Genomic DNA, 17,301 nt, shown 5'->3' with positions numbered 1-17,301 from the left:
TTATTCCCCTCTATCCTCATTTACTGGAGCAAAAGGCTTGCGCTCAACGCCTTGCTCCGTCTCGATGAGCAGCTCGATTTTACGTTCGACTAGCTCAAGCTTGCTCCCGCAAAGCTGGGAAAGCCTCATGCCTTCCTGAAAAAGCTCAATTGCCGTTTCAAGTGGAACATCGCCATTCTCCAAACGCGATACGATTGTTTCAAGCTTATCCATTGCTTCCTCAAATGAAACCTGATCATTCGTTTCCATCTTGCTCATCTCCTCTCATCGACCATACATGGCAGTCAAGCTGGCCATCCTTCAGCTTTATCCGAACAAGATCGCCTGGCTGCACCTCGGCAACCGACCGAATAAGCTTCTGTTCTTGCTCATCGTAAACTAGGCTATAACCGCGCGACATTACTTTAAGCGGGCTTAACGCATCCAATTGCCGGATCGTTCCCGTTAGCCGGATTTTGTGTTCCTTTAATTGCGTAGCAAGCGCAGCCTCCATCCGCTTGCGCAATGCCTGCTGTTTCTCAGCAGCAGCTGCTACGGCTTGGCCTGGATGATGTGCCGAAAGCGCTTGGTTCAAATTCATTAATCGATTCCGCCCTCGCTCAACTCTTCGCTGTGCCAAGTGAGTGAGCCGTTCTTCTAAACGATCCAAACGCTGCGCTTGATCCAGCAAGTAACGGCGGGGGTGAATAAAGAAAGGCGAACGTTTCACGCGTTCTAACTGCTCACGCCGCGTCCGAATCGACAACTGTACCGATTGAAGCAGCCTATGTTTAAGACGATCAAGCTGACGCTTTAGTTCATCCATATGCGGCACCGCTAACTCAGCCGCTGCCGTTGGCGTTGCTGCCCTAAGATCTGATACAAAATCAGCAATTGTAAAATCCGTCTCATGCCCAACAGCCGAAATAATTGGAATCGCAGAATTCGCTATCGCACGTGCGACTGCTTCTTCATTGAACGCCCACAGCTCTTCTAACGAGCCGCCGCCACGCCCAACAATTAATACGTCTGTTTCAGCCATTCGGTTCATAAATTGTATGGCTTGGACAATCGACTGCCCCGCACCTGCGCCTTGAACGAGAACAGGGCATACAATGATGGGAACAGACGGATGGCGCCGCTGCAGCGTAATAATGACGTCGCGCACAGCTGCGCCAGTAGGTGAAGTAATAACGCCTATAGCTCGCGGGAATGTAGGAATTTGGCGTTTACGAGCGGCATCGAACAACCCTTCGTCTTCCAGCTTCTTTTTCAACTGCTCATAAGCTAGATATAAACTGCCAATCCCATCCGGCTGCATAGCCGTCACATAATATTGATAATTGCCATCACGCTCATACACCGAGATGTTTCCTCTTGCGATAACCTTCGTCCCTTCCTTCGGAATGAACGGAAGGGATCGGTTATGCGAAGCAAACATAATACATTTCAATCGGCTATCCCGATCTTTCAGCGTAAAATACATATGGCCGCTGGAATGGTGGGTGAAGTTCGAAATTTCGCCTCGAAGCCATACATCGCCTAGAAGCTTGTCTGCTTCTAACTTCATCTTAATGTATCGATTCAATTCCTTGATGGAATAGATGTGAGGAGCGTTTGACATCGTGGTCACACGCTAAGCCCGTGTGCCTTCTTGGCTGCTTTAAGCGTGTTTTGCATCAGCATCGTAATCGTCATTGGGCCTACGCCGCCTGGCACTGGCGTAATAGCGCCTGCTGTCTCAAGGCAATCTTCGTAATGAACATCACCAACGAGCTTGCCGTCAGGCAGGCGGTTGATTCCGACGTCGATTACGACTGCGCCTGGCTTGATATAGGAGCGGTCAATCGCATTCGGCTTGCCGATTGCTGCTACGACAATATCAGCTTGCGAAGCAAGCTCTTTCAGGTTCGCCGTACGAGAATGGCAAATCGATACCGTCGCATTCTCGCGAAGAAGCAGCATGGCGACTGGCTTGCCAACAATGTTGCTGCGGCCGATGACAACAGCATGCTTGCCGGAAATATCTGTACCGGTACGTTTGATCAGCTCGATGACGCCAGCAGGCGTACAAGGCAGCAGGCTATCGTCTCCAATAACCAAGTTGCCAACGCTCTCAGGATGGAACCCATCAACGTCCTTGTCTACACGAATCGCATCAATAACCGCTTTTTCATTAATATGCTTCGGCAGCGGAAGCTGTACGAGAATGCCGTTAATCGTTGCTTGCTCATTCAGCTTATTGATAAGCGCGAGAAGCTGCTCTTCCGACGTATCTGCGCCTAGGCGGTGCACCTCGGAGTAGAAACCGAGCTGTTGGCATGCCTTCTCTTTGCTGCCCACATATACTTTAGAAGCAGGATCTTCGCCTACAAGCACAACAGCCAGACCTGGCACAATGCCTTGCTGTTGCAATTTCGCCGCTTCTGCTTTTACTTCTTCCCGAATCGTATCCGAAATCAACTTGCCATTAATAATCTGTGCTCCCATGTCGTATCGCTCCTTTAAACTATTCGTCAACTCGTAGTTGTGATTCCTCATTTGATTGCTTGATTGTGCTAATCAGCTTACCAAGCACGCCATTGACAAACTTGCCGGATTCATCGGTTCCAAAATGCTTTGCAAGCTCAATCGCTTCATTAATTGCCGCTTTAGGCGGCACATCATCGCGAAATAAAATCTCGTAGCATGCGAGGCGAAGCACTTGCCGGTCTACGCGCGATAGACGATCGACTTGCCATCCGGTCAAATATTGCTGCAGCATTTGGTCAATTGCCGACTTTCGTTCGATTACGCCAAAAACAAGCTCACGCGTAAATGCGTTCACTTTCGCTGCTTCTGCAGGATGGGCACCGAGTTCGTTATCTTGCTGGCGGGCTTCCTCCATCAACATATCCACCGCTTCTTCGGCCGTAACTTCGTTCATTTCCATCTGATATAAGCTCTGTACTGCAATTTCCCGTGCTAATCTCCGCTTCATGGGGCCTCCCTAACCTTCCGTCATAAACAAGAAAAACGTCTGCCGACGTTCTTCCGTACGTGAACAATCTAACCTATGAACATAAAAAACCTATGATCTCCTCCCTGCTCCAAAGCAGCGGCGCATCGGCCGGCTTCCGGAGTACGGAGGAGACCACAGGATTACCGGAACGGGCGTTGGCGGCCAATCCAACGTTCCACCCATTCTGCCACACGGCTGAACGGCAGCAGTGATCCTTCACCCGTTTCTAAACGTTTGCCTATCGCATATCCGACACTAATTAAAAATGCGAATACGAGCATGTCCCAAAAACCGACGATCAAATATATAAGCCCTAGGACGAAACCTGCGACCGCACCGGCGATTCTCCCCGGATACGCGCTGAGCCATTGCTTCCACATCGGGTCAGCCCACCTCTATTCCACGCGGCTTTTGAATGCAGGTGCTTGTACCACATTCGCAACGAATACCGATACTCCAGCAACAGGGATGCCTGTAATTTCTTCAATATGCCCTTTTACCGAGCGTTGAATTTCTTCCGTTAACGTAGGTATCGACGAATCGCCTTCAACCACCGTACGAATGACGATATCAAGCCCCGCGTCTGTTACACGAATGCGTGCACGCAAGTCCTTTAATCCGCGATGACGCGATGCAGCCTTAAGCGCGAGATTTTCAACCGTTTCCATGGAAATGCGAACATCCCCGAATTCGTTGCGCTGATCAATCGAAGGCGTCGACCCGTTACTGCGCTTCACTGAAACATAAAACAGGCGGAGGCTAATGAGGAACAAAACTACGCCAACTGCCGTCGCCGTAATTTGAATCCACTGTTCATCTCCATATAAATTCCGTACGCCGTCGACAACCGTTTCCTCAGGAATCCAACGCACTCCAAGGCAAAACAGGCCAATCGATGCGGCTCCGATTGCAATGCTGTATAAGAATAGCAATAGCTTGTCCACTACTCTGACCAACGTAAAGGCCTCCTCCGGCATGACGGAATGAAAACCCCCTAGCGCAGAGCGGCATGCCCAATCACGAGGGGGTTTTGAACGATCTTGCCTATCCGCGCACGCGCGGTTCGAACAACTATTTCACCCGCTGGAATATGTCTTCTTCGTCTGTTTTGTCTGCTACCTTAAAGTGAACGTCATGAATGTGTACATTTACTTCAACAACGTGCAAGCCAGTCATCGTTTCAATCGAGCGCTTGACGTTGCGTTGAATCTCGGATGCAATGTCTGGAATGCGGTTGCCGAATTCCACAATGATCGAAACGTCAACAGCTGCCTCCCGTTGGCCAACCTCTACCTTAACGCCTTTGGAAAGGTTTTTGCGTCCGAGCAGTTCAGCGATACCGCCTGCGAAGCCGCCGCTCATGCCAGCTACTCCTTGAACTTCAACCGTCGCCAAACCGGCGATGACCTCAATGACTTCAGGCGCGATCTGAATACTGCCAATGTCCGTCCGCTCATAATCCGTTGCAATCGTACTCATGATTCTTCTGCACCTCCCTAAAAGTCGAGCGCATCTCCGGGCTACTGTTGCCGGAGGCTTATCCGCTTCTAATCTCTATACTATAACATCAGGCCAGTTTTATGACAAACCTTGGCCAATTCATTATCCGCGTCTTAAACCTCCGCTGCAGCTGCCTCGGGATGATTCACATCATGCTCTTCCAAAAACTTGATGTCGAAGTCTCCGCTAATAAATATAGGATGGTTAAGCAGCTTCAAATGGAAAGGAATCGTCGTACGGATTCCTTCAATATCGAACTCGAGCAGCGCCCGCTTCATTCTGGCGATCGCTTCCTCGCGCGTTGCGCCCCATACGATCAGCTTCGCAATCATGGAATCATAATGTGGCGAGATCGTATAGCCGGGATATGCAGCAGAATCGACGCGTACGCCTAGGCCGCCTGGCGGCAAATAAAATTGAATCTGGCCAGGGGATGGCATAAAGTTGCGGTCTGGATCTTCCGCATTAATCCGGCACTCAATTGCCCAGCCGTTAACGCGAATGTCTTCTTGGCGGACAGAAAGCGGATTGCCCTCTGCGACCGAAATCATCTCACGGATCAAATCAACGCCGGTAATCAATTCCGTAACCGGATGCTCTACCTGAATCCGCGTGTTCATTTCCATGAAGTAGAAGTTGCCATCAGGGCCGAGCAAGAACTCAAGCGTACCTGCGCCGGAATAGTCTACCGCAAGCGCAGCACGAACAGCGGCTTGCCCCATTTTCTCACGAACAGCGGGATCCAATACTGGACATGGCGCTTCTTCTACCAGCTTCTGGCGGCGGCGTTGTACAGAGCAATCACGCTCAAACAAATGAATCGCATTGCCATGCTTGTCCGCCATAATTTGAATCTCAACATGCTTCATGCCTGTCAAATATTTCTCTAGATAAACGCCCGCATTGCCAAATGCTTTTTGCGCTTCCTGCTGTGCGGTCGTAATTTGCGAAATTAGCGATTCTTCGTTGTCAGCGATCCGGATGCCTTTGCCGCCTCCGCCTGCTGTCGCTTTAATAATTACCGGATAGCCAATCTCGCGTGCAATGCGGATCGCATCATCCATATCTTCGATAAGGCCATCGGAACCCGGAATTACAGGGACGTTGGCGTCCTTCATCGTTTGTTTTGCAACGGCTTTGTCGCCCATTTTGCTAATAGCAGATGGCGAAGGGCCGATAAATGTTACGTTACAGGATTCGCAAATTTCGGCGAAATCCGCATTTTCTGCCAAAAATCCATAGCCAGGATGGATCGCGTCGCAACCCGTCAATGTAGCTACACTCATAATATTCGTTAAATTCAAATAGCTGTCTTTGGACAGCGTTGGCCCAATGCAATACGCCTCATCGGCGAGCCGAACATGAAGGGAATCACGGTCAGCCTCTGAGTAAACGGCAACCGTCAATATGCCTTGCTCCCGGCAAGCCCGAATAATTCGAACAGCAATCTCGCCGCGATTGGCGATCAATATTTTATGAAATTTCAATGGGAAACCCCTTTCAGCAGCAATATGGAAAATGAGCCGTTAAAAAGGACTCTCTTATTCCGGCTTTACGAGGAACAACGGTTGGCCGAACTCCACCAGCTGGCCGTTCTCGACGAGCACTTCTACAATTTCTCCGCGGACTTCCGCTTCGATTTCGTTCATCAGCTTCATTGCTTCCAAAATGCAAACAACCGTCTTGTCCGATACGCGTGCGCCCTTCTGAACGAAGTTAGCTGCGTCTGGCGATGGAGCCGAATAGAACGTGCCTACCATTGGCGAAACGATTTTGTGCAGGGAATCAATAGCCGATGCAGCAGTCGCTTCTGCCTGCGCCGGAGCCGCCGCTGGCACTTGGGCAGCAGCAACAGGTGCTGCAACAGGCGCCGCTGCGTATACAGGCGCAACTTGTGCTGCAGATGTTTGGACGTTAACGATTTCTGTTTTGCCTGGCTTGCGGATCAATAGGCGTGCGCCTTCGTTCTCAATTTCGACCTCTTGTACGGAAGTTTGGTCGACTAGTTTAATCAGTTCTTTTATTTCGTTCAGTTTGAACATCCGAATGATTCACTCCTTCATCATGTAACGAAGCTTGTCCGCTTCGTAGTCGCGGCATACCGGTCCGCGCAGGGGAAGAATGCCAATTGTTACCCATAACGTAAGTATTATATCATAAACAATTCCGAACAAACATAGTTTTTATCCGCTCCGCGGCTCTAAACGCCCCTCCAATGCGCGATGCAAAGAGCCCGCCGAGCTGGGTTCCCCCAGCCTGACGGACTCTATCTGCCAGCCTTAAAGCTTCATCTCAGTGCTTAAGGCACATATTGTACAGTAACGCGATCTGGGGTTACATCAAGCGACTTTGTGACCATGTCAACGATATCAGCAGCTTTGCTTCGCTCCAGTTTCTCGCTTTGAACGACAACCTTATAGCGGTCTTGCTGCGCATCAACGACAGCGATCGGATAAAGCTGGTTGAGTTCCTCTTCTAGCGCCGTAATTTTCTCCATCTTTTCTTCCAGCAGCTCCAGCTTCGCGGTTGCCTGCTTCGCATCTTCACCGGTTGCATCTTTCGTATTGCTAATCACATCCATCAGTTGGTCTTGCTCCTTCGTAAACTGCTCTTGTTGCTTGTACTTCAGCTCATTAAAGACCGTGTTCATCGTTGCCGACGCGCTTTGCGACTCCAATTGGTCAAGCACTTGCTTGTCTTGCTCGCTCACCTCATCAACTGAGGATGCCGCCTGTTTGCCGCCTTCGACAGCTGCTGATGGATCGCTCTCTGCTGCCTTGCCCTCTTGGGCGTCAGTGCCCGTAGCCGTGGACGCGCCAGATTCTCCACCTTTATCTGTCGCGCCTGTGGCCGTTTCGCCACTTGCCGCACCTTGGCCACCATCCACTTCATTGACGACGATCGCGCCATCATCGCTGCCCGCCGTCGCCTCCGTCGCATTTTGCACCGCTGCCTTATCCGTTTGCCCATTCTCAGATACGAGATTGTTAGACGGCGAATTCAGGTCTTCCGTGAACAGATAGTACGCAGACAAGATGACCATTAAGCTAAGCATCGATACGAGCCAAATCGTTTGTCTTTTCGTGTTCATGGTTGAACACCCTCCTCTTTCTGCTCTCATAATAGTTTTATTAAACGCCCGCCTCGTCTACTGCTGCTTGCGCGGAGCGATGGAGATGCGATTGATCGGGACATTGATGCCTTTCTCTACTGCATCTAGAATTAGCCGTTTAACTACAGGGTTCTCCGAGCCTTTAGCGACGATCAGAATGCCGCTAATGCGCGGCTTTATTTTTTTCGTAATAATCGGGGTTTGATCGCCCGACACCTCGTACAGCACAACTCTTCCGTTCTCGGTCATCGTCGTCAAATGGCGTTTGCCGCCATTGCGGTCGCTCTCGTCATTCACCTGCTGCGACTTATTGGTTTCCTGAGCGTAAATGACCTCTTCCGTCGAATCGATTGTAACGAGTACATCGACCGTGCCAACGCCAACGATTTTCTCCAAAATATCTTTCAGCCGGTTCTCGATCGGCTGCTCGATCATGGTGAAAGGCGAGTCGCTGCCATGATTCGCCAATGCCGGAACGTCACCTGGAGGCGGATCAGTCGCATTCGTGGCAGGCGCGACCCGGTCGAAATTCACGTAGGAGTTCACGAGCATAAGTGCGGCGCCGAGCCCTCCAATCAACAACAACCAGCGTAAGGTGCGAACGCGTTTGGGTCCTCCCGTTCCACCGCCGATTGCCGTTTCTAGGCCGTCGAGCCATTTTGCCACCGATAATCCCCCTTCCAGGCAATCCTTTACCTATTTCATGCGAACTTCGATTTGATCCGGCGACACGCCCCAGCCCTTGTGAAGTACATCCGCAACCGCTGTTTTCCATTCCGGCTTGATGGCCTGGCTTTGTTCCGCTTGCCGCCCGCCTGCTTCTGTCGCTCCTGCCGCATGATCGTTCGATACGCTGATGGAGATATCGACAGGTTGAACAGGTTCAGGCGAGCCAGGCGTTGGAAGTGTCTCCGCTTCCCCATTCGAGGCTTGCGGTGCAGAAGATAGCGTGATGATAACTTGCTCGATTCCCTCTTCGCTGGCGCTCAGCTTTACAGTCGCTAACGTTCCTTCTACGCCCAGCTTGCTGTCGATCTGTTTGCCCATCGCCGCAGCAAGCTGACGTTCAGCGAGAGCTGAAGCTTGGCGCTGCCGCTCCGTATTCAGCCGCTCGGCATCCTTCGTAATTTGTTGCAGGGTTGGCATCTCGACAGAGCTGCTCGCACTGGCCCGCTCCCATGCGGCCATGCCGTCTTCGACCCGCTGGTTAAAATCGCCCTGGAACAAGCGGATAAGCGGCGACAGAATCGTAATCAGCACGATTAACCCTACAACCAATCTCGCATAACGCTGCATCGCTTTGTTCGGAAGCAGCAGGTCGACGATGGCGGCAAGCAGGATGACTGTAATGATGTCTTTGAGCCAGCCGCTCAGCCACTCTAGCATAGGAAGCCCCTCCGATTCGCCTGTTCATCGCATCATGATTGCCGCATTTCCTGCGGTTAAAATGACGGTTACAGCTAGGAAAAACATGAGCGCAACAGCAGCGAGAGCAGCGAATACGTAAATCATTGTCTTGCCGATCGTCTGCAGGCAGGCGACGATCGGGCTTTCGCCGAGCGGCTGCATAACAGCGGCCGTGACGTTGTAGATGAGGGCGAGTGTCAAAATTTTGAGCGCTGGAAACGCGCATAGGAAGAGCAGAATGACGACACCTGCGATGCCTACTGCATTTTTCACAAGCAACGAAGCAGAGATGACGGTGTCCGATGCATCGGAAAACATTTTGCCAACGACGGGAACGAAATTGCCTGCTACGAATTTAGCGGTGCGAAGCGTCACGCCATCTGTCATTGCGCCGGTTGCGCCCTGCACCGATATGACGCCGAGAAAAAGGCTAACCAGAACGCCTAGCGTACCGATGCCAATGTTGCGGAGCAGGTTAGCAAGCTGCGTCACTTTGAACTTATCCGTAATAGCGCTGGCGATATGAAGCACCGCAGAGAAGAACAGCAGCGGGAATACGACCGTGTAGATAAGCGTGCCTACTGCATGAATCATGAAGACGATAACGGGATGAAGCACCGATACGGTAGCAATGCTGCCAACAGAGGCGAGCAGCGTAAGCAGAAGCGGCACCATCGCCATCATGAACTGAATCATGCCACCGATCGCATCCTTCGCAAACCCGATTGCGACATTGAAGCTGTTTACCGCGATGACGATCAAGACCATATACGAGATGGCATAGGCGACTTTGCTGACGGCATTGCGCTCGAATGCGTTTTGCAGCGTCTCCAGAATGGAGCTAAATACAGACAACAGCACGATTGTAACAAGCAGCTTGCCGTTATAGAGCACCTCATGCATCATAAACCGGAGCAGCCCGGTCACGACTGTCGACAGCTTCAACCCTTCGCCGCCTGGCATGATCATTTCTGCGAAGCTGGGCAGGTCATGGTCAGGGAAATAGCCGCCGTACTCGCTCACCAGCGCGCCCCAATATTTTTCGATTGGATCGGTGTTGAGCCCGTTCGCTTGTTCGCCAGCCAACTGGCTGGACAATCCGTTATCCGTAGGAAGCGGTGCCTGCTTGCCGCCGCCATCTGGTGTAACGCTGCTTATTTCGCTGGAAGGCGGAACGCCTGGCTGTGCGCTGGCGAGTCCTGGTTCTGTAGCTGCAGCCTCGGCAGGCAGTGCCATACTTAGCAAAAGGAATAGGCTTAAGCAAATGAGGGCTAAATACCGCTGTTTGATAGAAAATCTAGCCGTTCGCTGCTGCTTCTCCATCCGCTTCACCCTCCAGACGGCATCAAGCCGAGCACCGTCTCGACGATGACATGAATGATAGGCACCGCCATAACGAGAATTAGAATTTTGCCAGCAAACTCGATCTTAGAAGCAATGCCTTCTTGTCCAGCATCCCGAACGATCTGCGCGCCGAATTCGGCGATATAGGCGATGCCGATAATTTTGAGTATCGTCTTCAGATAGATAGATGGAATGCCTGTCTGCTCGGCAAGCTGCTGTAGCATAGAGATGACGGCGTCGATCCGGCCGATGACATATAAGAAGATGAACAGCCCAGTAAAGGCGGCAAGCAGGAATGCGAACATCGGCTTCTGTTCGCGTACGACAAGAATGAGTACAGTTGCGATTAATCCGAGCCCGACAATTTGAATGATTTCCAACATGTTCACCTTCCTGCCTGGCACCTACTGGAACAAAAAGATCGTCTTGATCTCCTGGAACAGCTCGTTAAGCAGACGAACCACCATGAATAGGACGACGACAAAGCCAATGACTGTAACCCAATGCGCCATATCTTCCTTGCCCATCTGCTTCAAGACTGTATGAATCATTGCGATGATGATGCCGATGCCGGCGATTTGAAATATGGCGCTCACATCAATATTCATGTGTGCGGCACCCCACTAAACCATCAATATTACGACGAGTATCGCCAGCAGTACGCCAAGGCTTCGGCTCATCTTCTCGTACTTCGCCTGCTCATCTCTCGCCGCGTCTTCTTCTGCCTTCAGCTGCACGGCCGCTAACCGCAGATGCTTCAGCTGATCATCCTTATCGCTAATGCCAAGCATCGATCCTAGCCGAATCACGACGGCCATCTCTGCTGCTCTCATTGCGGTCGACGGCCACTGGGAACGTATCGCAGATTCCCAGCACTCGTTGAACGTCTTGCCATCACCTTGCTGTAGCTGCGCAATGACGGCTTCCATTAACCTTGCAGAAGGCTGCTCTACATTAGCCGAAATTCGCATTAATGCCTCAGGCAATGGTGTCCTGCCGTAGACGATCTCGGTTTCCAGCCGTTGCAACGCGCTTGCAAGTTGCCTAATCTGCTTAGGCCGATCTGCAAATCTTGCTGCTTGCAAAAAACCTATGAGCGTACCGGCGAATAGAATGAGAGCCGCCCCTATCAGCTTAACGAGCATCGGCTGGCTCCTGCGGCGGATGCCTCGTAGGCTCTCGCGGCGCTGCTGGCGAATGCCCCGCAGAGCGGGAAGCCGCACCCACTGCTCCAAACGATGACGCTGCTAAAGGCGACGATGGATTAACCTCAATGACACGCACCGCCAGCCCCGCTTCCGCACGCCGAAGCACAATGCCTCTGGTGAATGCCCCCTCCTCTAGCAGCCGGCGAAGCGCTGGGCGTGCTGCCGCTTCTTGCCAATCGCCTGCGTGTGCGGTTGCGATGACGGATACCCCTGCCCGCACCGCTTCACGGATGGCTTCGACGTCTTCATCCCTTCCGATCTCATCTACAACCAGCACCTCAGGCGACATAGACCGGATCATCATCATCATCCCTTCCGCCTTAGGGCAAGCGTCCATCACATCCGTGCGCGGCCCCACGTCAAATGTTGGCACGCCCCTTACGCTTGCAGCGATCTCCGACCGTTCGTCCACAATGCCCACCTTGCGGCCGGGCCAGCCTGCTGCTGCCGTCGATCGCCATCGGCCGTAGCTAATTGATCTTGCGATATCCCGGATGAAGGTTGTCTTGCCTTGCCTCGGCGCTCCGATCACTAGCGTGGAAGCAATCGAACGCCTTGTCCGGTCTAACAGCATAGGCAACGTGCCATCTGCTGCCCCCGCCACATCCCGCGCGATCCTTAAGTTAAAGCCCCCAATATCCCTTATGCTTCGCACCTTTCCATCTTCGAGCACCGTTCGGCCAGCCAGCCCAATGCGATGGCCGCCCTCGACGGTAATGTAGCCTCTGCGCAGTTCTTCTTCCATCGCATAAATCGAATGGTTTGTCATTCTCTCCAGCAGCCTTCTGCAAATTTCAGCTGTTGGCTTGTACGCTCCATCTGGCTCCATGCGCAGCGATCCATCAGCCATGACGAATGCTGAACCTCCGCCTGTCCATACTTCAAGCGGGCGATTTTCCCGGATGCGAATCTCTTCCAAGCTGGCTTGAGCTGAAGCCGACAATCGAGCGAGCGCCGCTGTCAATTCAGCTGGCAGCAGATGCTTCACACGTTCCAGCATAGGGCCACGCCTCCTAAAGATGTTTGTCCTCTTCTCTCGTTGATACAAGTTTATGTGCAGGCTCCAATAATATGACCAATTAGAAGAGCGCATTCGAGATTTTTATAGAATTGCTGCGCTGGATTAGTAGATTGCTATTTTTTGATTATGCCGATCATCAAACAAGCAATCCCCGCAACGATCCAAAGCATCTTGCTATACGATATTTTGTCCGACATTCCTACTAGGCCGATCGTAGTGGTTGAGATCAAAATAAGAGGGCCAACAAGCGCCAGCGACGAGTTGACTAGGAGCGCCTTATCGACTTCATTGAGCCGCAGCATGAGCAGCGCAGCGCAAATCTCGATTGTACCCGAAAGCATGCGAAGCATCGACATGCTCAGGACGATTTTGTTCAGCATTGCATTCCCCTCCTTCCTCCTTCACTAAGCCTATGCGCGCCTGTCCGATTTTAGGCCGGGGACACCAGCCCATCATATGCTGCATATATTGCTTTCATGACCATGGAAAGGCGGATTTATATCATGCAGGTAGGGGTCATCGCAAGTGTAAATGAAGCACGCGCAGACCGATTCACACACCGGACTGCCATCGTAATTGATGTGCTTCGCGCAACGAGCACCATGGTTGCAGCGCTCGAGGCAGGCGTGACTGGCATCGTGCCAGCCGAAACAGTAATGGAAGCGCGGGCGCTCGTGCGTCCGGGTGACATGCTGGGGGGCGAACGGTTTTGCCGCAAAATCGCTGGCTTCGAACTCGGCAACTCGCCTTCGGATTACCGAAAAGAAACGGTTGGAGGCAAACGGCTTATCCTAACCACAACGAATGGCACGCGTGCCATATTAAAAGCGCTCCGGGCTGAAAATGTATTGGCTGGCGCGCTAGTGAATGCAACTGCTTGTGCCCGCACCGCATTGGAGCTGCGCCGTGACGTCGTGCTTTTATGTGCAGGCAGCCATGAGGAGTTCGCGCTTGAAGACGGGCTATGCGCAGGAATGATTCTCGACCGGCTGGAATCACTTTGCTCGCAGCCTGTAGAAACGGATGATTTTGGAAGCGCCATGCTGGCCTTATACCGAAACCGCGCCCATTGTCTTGTGGGAACGGTCGGCAATAGCGCCACAGGGCGGCGATTAACCAAAATGGGGTTAGCGAAAGACATCGACTATTGTGCAGAATCGGATCTAAGCGATGTCGTGCCGCGGCTTAACGGTGATGCGCTTACGCGCGCTTAGACTAGTTCGATCGTCAACAGCGTGTTCAGTTCACAGGGAGGGGCGTATCATCGCCTGCCCCATCCCCTGTCTATTCCAATAAAAAAACAGGGGTGTCCCGAAAGCTGCGATGGCTGGGGGACATCCCTGTTTTTTGCTGTAACAGCGGCGTACGCTATGAGAGAATGCCTACTGCGGAGAACTTTGTATCCGAGTCAATCTGCGGTTTAGGAGGCACCCCACATTTGAACAGAAGAAAAAGCTGCCCCAAAAGCCAATTAAAATGACTTTTAGAACAGCTCATTTGCATGCAAATCTAGCACTATGTTAACGATTGAATAAGTACAATGCATCCAAACGGCGCCACAACTGGCTCGTTGCCCGCCCACTCTCCAGCAGCTGTGGTTGTATAGATTTCACCTGTAATGCCGTCGGACACCTTAGCGTCGCTTATTGCAGCCCCGCCTGCAAGCAGATTCGGAACACGAATAGCGTTAAAGCCGTTATTGATAATAACAAATGCAGCTTCTTCTGGCGTGCGACGAATGAACCCAAAGGCATTATTCGCTTCATCCACAAACCAAATACGCATGTCCCCGCTAGTAAGCGAAGCGTATTGCTTCCGCAGCGCAATCATCGAGCGATAAGTGCCCAGTATCCCTTGGTCTTGCGCGTGCTCCTCCCATGCCATCGGCTTTCTGCAATCGGGATCATTGTCGCCTTCCATCCCAAATTCATCCCCGTAATAGACGACCGGCATGCCTGGCATCGCCATCTGCAGGCAAATCGCAAGCTGCATGCGGGCTGCTGCCGTCTCCCGCTTGTTCCAGCCCCTTCCGCCATTGCGGCAAGCAGTCAAAAACCGCTCCGTATCATGGCTGCCAAGCAGTTGCATCATCGCAGCGTAAGCCTGCTCCGTATAACGCACCTGCAACCCAACGAGCAGCTCGGTGAACGCCTCGGCGCCAATCGTTTGGCGGGCAAAGAAATCGAGCGCCGCTTCCCGGAACAAGTAATTCATGACGCCATCGAATTGGTCGCCACGCAGCCATGGTGCCGCATCATGCATGAACTCCCCGACAAGCAGCAGTTCGCTGTCAATCCCTTTAACTCGCTCGCGCAGCAGGCGCCAAAATCTCTGATCAATCTCATTGGCAACATCAAGCCGCCAACCGTCTATGCCAGTCTCTCGAATCCAATATTCCGCAACATCGAGGAAATAGTCCACTACAGCAGGACTAGCCGTGTTCAGCTTCGGCATCGACCGCTCGGCATTGCCGAAAGTCTCATAATTCGGCACCGGATGCTTTACAACAGGGAAAGAATCAATATAATACCAGTCACGATATTTGGAATTCTCGCCATTGCTGACGACATCCTCGAAAGCGAAAAACTCATCCCCGCTATGATTGAATACCGCATCAAGCACGACGCGTATGCCATGTTCATGGGCTTGCTTAACGAACTGTTTGAACGTATCCATGCTGCCGAATGCCGGATCGATCTCATAATAATTCGTCGTATTATACTTATGATTCGATGGCGAACGGAAAATTGGATTCAAATAAACCGCGTTAATGCCAAGCTCGGCCAAATGGTCCAGCTTATCGATTATCCCTTGCAGATCTCCGCCATATTCCGAAAGCGGCGTCGGTGGGACATCGCTGTTCCACGGCTGCACTTGTGCTGTATTTATCGACGGATCGCCGTTGTGGAAACGGTCTGGGAATATTTGATAAAAGACAGCTTGGGTTGCCCACGCCGGAATGGCATGCACTTCATTGCGGCAAATATAAGGAAATTGGAAGCTGCCAGCTAGCTCCCGCTGAGTAGATACACACCGTTCGCCAACCCAGTGTGACTCGCCGGCATGCGTGCGGACCAAAAACAAATATCGGACTTTACGCTTCAATGCAGGCAGCACTGCCTCGTAATAATCGCTGTAGCGGTCATTGCCGACCTTTTCCATCAGAACTGGCCACTCCGAGCCAGGCGAGTCATAACGGTCCGCATATAGCGCTTCGCATGAAGCGGCGCTTCCTCTCTTAACTTTCAGACGCACTTTCAAACGAAGTTCGTCGAGCGGGTAAGCGTATGGAGGTTCGCTTACGTGGTGAATGGAACTTGGCATTGTATTGCGCACTCCTTTTCTTTTTGTAGTAGAATAGAAACAACTGTGTATTTATGAATAGGAAACCGGTTTCTTAATGCTAGATTATCATACCCGCCATGCTTAATCAAAGTTAATTACGAGAGGACCTTTATTTGCTATGAGTAAAATTACGATAAACGATATTGCGAAAGCGGCTGGCGTTGCCAAATCGACGGTTTCTAAAGTATTAAACGATGCCGCCTCGATCTCAGACGATACAAAACGTAAAATACGGGAAATTATGAAAGAGATGAATTATACGCCAAGTAGCATAGCTACACAGCTAGCTAAACAAAGCAGCAATACGGTCGGATTGCTCGTTGATCTCTCGCGCAAAGATGATTTTCTTAATCATTTCTTCTATGCGATTATCGGCGGCATCGAAAGCGTAGTGGGCAAACATCAGTACGAATTAACGATTTGCAATTCTTATGAGCCGGCCGATGGCGGGTCCAACAGCGAGGCCGATGCCGAAGACCCCTCTTTCATGGATAGGCTTGTACGAAATCGAAAGGTAGACGGCCTGCTGCTTGACAGCTCCATTTGGACACCACGGACTGAGCAACTGCTTGGTGAGCTGCAATTCCCATACGTACTCCTTGGCGATGCGCCAGCCGATGCTTCTTATAGTGCGGTTAATATCGATAACGAAGCAGGCGGGCGGCTGCTCGCAAGCCACCTCATTAGCCAAGGCTACAAGCGTCTGGCTTTCATCGGCGGCGAGATTGGCGAGCCTTTGTTTGAGAGCAGGCTAAAAGGCTGTTTACAGGCGCTAGACGAACATGGCCTCACATTGGATGGCTCCTACATTAAGCACGGCATAGCCAATGAAACCAATGGCCGCGAGTTCATGCATCAGCTGTTAGCACTCCCGACCGAAGAACGGCCAGACGCGGTTATCTGCATGAACAATTACACCGCATTCGGGGCATTAGAATCCGCTCGTAGCGCTAATGTCGCTGTTCCGGCACAGCTTGGCGTAGCCACATTCGACGACTACCCGCTGGCTCCATATATGAATCCTCCGCTCACATGCTTAAGCATGGATACGTTCGAGCTAGGCATACAAGCTGCCGATATGCTAATGGTACGCATGAGCGATTCCTCCACCCAAGCAGAGAGAAGGCTTATCCCGCCGGCCCTGATTGTGCGGGCTTCCACTTCAAGGTAGGCAGGCCCGTAGTTCTGCTGTCCCTTAATTGAATAATAAAGAAGGCTGCCGATATGTTGAACTGCACCCCGTCAAGTAGACAGCACAAAAAATAAAAGCTAATTAAGCGGCCTTGGTCCTGAATTCCATTGGACTTAGGCCGTTTAGTTTTGCTTGTAGCCGTTCGTAATTGTAAAAGTGAATGTAATCGTCAATATCCTTTTGGAGCTCCTC

The 17,301-nt window shown here is 51.7% G+C and carries 22 protein-coding genes; 2 read left to right on the top strand and 20 right to left on the bottom strand.

What is annotated here, in order from left to right; genetic code table 11:
• The 18 genes from xseB to GON22_RS09630 form a co-directional block, all read right to left on the bottom strand.
• The gene (gene xseB, locus GON22_RS09715) at positions 1-249 is read right to left on the bottom strand and encodes an exodeoxyribonuclease VII small subunit (RefSeq protein ID WP_160395901.1); all 249 of its coding nucleotides are present in this window, start codon (positions 247-249) and stop codon (positions 1-3) included.
• Positions 236-1,603: an exodeoxyribonuclease VII large subunit gene (gene xseA / locus GON22_RS09710; RefSeq protein WP_160396054.1), complete on the bottom strand. Its 1,368-nt coding sequence runs from the start codon at positions 1,601-1,603 to the stop codon at positions 236-238. The genes xseB and xseA overlap by 14 nt, the downstream gene beginning before the upstream one ends.
• Positions 1,604-1,608: 5 nt before the next feature.
• Complete coding sequence (gene folD, locus GON22_RS09705; protein WP_160395900.1) at positions 1,609-2,469, bottom strand: bifunctional methylenetetrahydrofolate dehydrogenase/methenyltetrahydrofolate cyclohydrolase FolD; 861 nt, start codon at positions 2,467-2,469, stop codon at positions 1,609-1,611.
• A 19-nt stretch (positions 2,470-2,488) separates the two neighbouring features.
• Positions 2,489-2,959, bottom strand: a complete 471-nt coding sequence (gene nusB / locus GON22_RS09700) for a transcription antitermination factor NusB (protein ID WP_160395899.1) — start codon at positions 2,957-2,959, stop codon at positions 2,489-2,491.
• Between the two features lie 161 nt (positions 2,960-3,120).
• On the bottom strand, positions 3,121-3,360 hold the full coding sequence (locus tag GON22_RS09695) for a DUF2273 domain-containing protein (protein ID WP_160395898.1): 240 nt from the start codon (positions 3,358-3,360) through the stop codon (positions 3,121-3,123).
• Positions 3,361-3,375: 15 nt separating this feature from the next.
• Positions 3,376-3,936: an alkaline shock response membrane anchor protein AmaP gene (gene amaP, locus GON22_RS09690; protein WP_160395897.1), complete on the bottom strand. Its 561-nt coding sequence runs from the start codon at positions 3,934-3,936 to the stop codon at positions 3,376-3,378.
• A gap of 115 nt (positions 3,937-4,051) precedes the next feature.
• Entirely contained in the window at positions 4,052-4,459 is a 408-nt protein-coding gene (locus GON22_RS09685; RefSeq protein ID WP_006039367.1) for an Asp23/Gls24 family envelope stress response protein, read from the bottom strand.
• A gap of 134 nt (positions 4,460-4,593) precedes the next feature.
• On the bottom strand, positions 4,594-5,967 hold the full coding sequence (accC, locus tag GON22_RS09680) for an acetyl-CoA carboxylase biotin carboxylase subunit (protein WP_160395896.1): 1,374 nt from the start codon (positions 5,965-5,967) through the stop codon (positions 4,594-4,596).
• A gap of 54 nt (positions 5,968-6,021) precedes the next feature.
• On the bottom strand, positions 6,022-6,522 hold the full coding sequence (accB, locus tag GON22_RS09675) for an acetyl-CoA carboxylase biotin carboxyl carrier protein (RefSeq protein WP_160395895.1): 501 nt from the start codon (positions 6,520-6,522) through the stop codon (positions 6,022-6,024).
• Positions 6,523-6,779: 257 nt separating this feature from the next.
• Positions 6,780-7,571, bottom strand: a complete 792-nt coding sequence (locus tag GON22_RS09670; protein ID WP_160395894.1) for a SpoIIIAH-like family protein — start codon at positions 7,569-7,571, stop codon at positions 6,780-6,782.
• Positions 7,572-7,628: 57 nt separating this feature from the next.
• A complete protein-coding gene (locus GON22_RS09665) occupies positions 7,629-8,258 on the bottom strand; it encodes a stage III sporulation protein AG (RefSeq protein WP_160395893.1) in 630 nt (209 codons plus the stop codon).
• Between the two features lie 30 nt (positions 8,259-8,288).
• Complete coding sequence (spoIIIAF, locus tag GON22_RS09660; RefSeq protein ID WP_160395892.1) at positions 8,289-8,978, bottom strand: stage III sporulation protein AF; 690 nt, start codon at positions 8,976-8,978, stop codon at positions 8,289-8,291.
• 24 nt (positions 8,979-9,002) lie between these two features.
• Positions 9,003-10,322: a stage III sporulation protein AE gene (spoIIIAE, locus tag GON22_RS09655; RefSeq protein ID WP_160395891.1), complete on the bottom strand. Its 1,320-nt coding sequence runs from the start codon at positions 10,320-10,322 to the stop codon at positions 9,003-9,005.
• Positions 10,323-10,327: 5 nt separating this feature from the next.
• A complete protein-coding gene (spoIIIAD, locus tag GON22_RS09650; protein WP_160396053.1) occupies positions 10,328-10,723 on the bottom strand; it encodes a stage III sporulation protein AD in 396 nt (131 codons plus the stop codon).
• A gap of 24 nt (positions 10,724-10,747) precedes the next feature.
• Positions 10,748-10,951: a stage III sporulation protein AC gene (gene spoIIIAC / locus GON22_RS09645; RefSeq protein WP_006039375.1), complete on the bottom strand. Its 204-nt coding sequence runs from the start codon at positions 10,949-10,951 to the stop codon at positions 10,748-10,750.
• Positions 10,952-10,966: 15 nt separating this feature from the next.
• Positions 10,967-11,488, bottom strand: coding sequence for a stage III sporulation protein SpoIIIAB (gene spoIIIAB, locus GON22_RS09640; RefSeq protein WP_160395890.1), 522 nt, complete (start codon positions 11,486-11,488; stop codon positions 10,967-10,969).
• Positions 11,478-12,551 (bottom strand): stage III sporulation protein AA, encoded by a 1,074-nt coding sequence (spoIIIAA, locus tag GON22_RS09635; protein ID WP_160395889.1) that lies wholly within the window; start codon positions 12,549-12,551, stop codon positions 11,478-11,480. Before spoIIIAA ends, spoIIIAB begins: the two co-directional genes overlap by 11 nt.
• A 134-nt stretch (positions 12,552-12,685) precedes the next feature.
• Positions 12,686-12,952: a YqhV family protein gene (locus tag GON22_RS09630; protein ID WP_160395888.1), complete on the bottom strand. Its 267-nt coding sequence runs from the start codon at positions 12,950-12,952 to the stop codon at positions 12,686-12,688.
• A 123-nt stretch (positions 12,953-13,075) separates the two neighbouring features.
• On the opposite strand from GON22_RS09630, the gene GON22_RS09625 reads away from it, so the two are divergent.
• Positions 13,076-13,786, top strand: coding sequence for a 2-phosphosulfolactate phosphatase (locus GON22_RS09625; RefSeq protein WP_160395887.1), 711 nt, complete (start codon positions 13,076-13,078; stop codon positions 13,784-13,786).
• A gap of 301 nt (positions 13,787-14,087) precedes the next feature.
• Here GON22_RS09625 and GON22_RS09620 read toward each other — a convergent pair whose 3' ends face one another.
• Positions 14,088-15,896 carry a glycoside hydrolase family 13 protein gene (locus GON22_RS09620; protein ID WP_160395886.1) on the bottom strand — a complete coding sequence of 603 codons (1,809 nt, stop codon included), beginning with the start codon at positions 15,894-15,896 and terminating at the stop codon, positions 14,088-14,090.
• A 139-nt stretch (positions 15,897-16,035) separates the two neighbouring features.
• Between GON22_RS09620 and GON22_RS09615 the strand changes: the two genes are divergently transcribed.
• A complete protein-coding gene (locus GON22_RS09615; protein ID WP_160395885.1) occupies positions 16,036-17,088 on the top strand; it encodes a LacI family DNA-binding transcriptional regulator in 1,053 nt (350 codons plus the stop codon).
• A gap of 102 nt (positions 17,089-17,190) precedes the next feature.
• Here the strand turns inward: GON22_RS09615 and GON22_RS09610 are convergent.
• Positions 17,191-17,301, bottom strand: a 111-nt coding sequence (locus tag GON22_RS09610; RefSeq protein ID WP_160395884.1) for an IS3 family transposase, incomplete at its 5' end; no start/stop codon positions are given.

The sequence above is a fragment of the Paenibacillus sp. MMS18-CY102 genome (genome assembly GCF_009789195.1).
GTDB lineage: Bacteria > Bacillota > Bacilli > Paenibacillales > Paenibacillaceae > Paenibacillus_T.
Note: the sequence above shows the minus strand (reverse complement) of the source record. Positions and strands in the feature narration are given on the sequence as shown.